General features: G+C 62.4%; 1 pseudogene. It reads left to right on the top strand.

Going from position 1 to position 255, the window contains the following annotated elements:
- Nucleotides 1-255, top strand: a pseudogene (locus tag IB266_RS30600) (pyrroloquinoline quinone biosynthesis protein PqqE); the annotation flags it as partial.

Genomic DNA, 255 nt, shown 5'->3' with positions numbered 1-255 from the left:
GGGCGGTGAAGGCCCACGGCTATCCGATGGTGCTGAACTTCGTGACCCACCGGCACAACATCGACAAGATCGACCGCATCATCGAGCTGTGCATTGCCCTGGAGGCCGACTTCGTCGAACTCGCCACCTGCCAGTTCTACGGCTGGGCGCAATTGAACCGTGTCGGCCTGCTGCCCACCCGGGAGCAACTGGTACGCGCCGAGCGCATCACCAATGAATACCGCGCCAAGCTGGAAGCCGAAGGCAATCCGTGCA

Source organism: Pseudomonas sp. Pdm06 (genome assembly GCF_014851795.1).
Taxonomy (GTDB): domain Bacteria; phylum Pseudomonadota; class Gammaproteobacteria; order Pseudomonadales; family Pseudomonadaceae; genus Aquipseudomonas; species Aquipseudomonas fluorescens_AA.
This window is presented reverse-complemented; position numbering and strand designations above follow the sequence as displayed.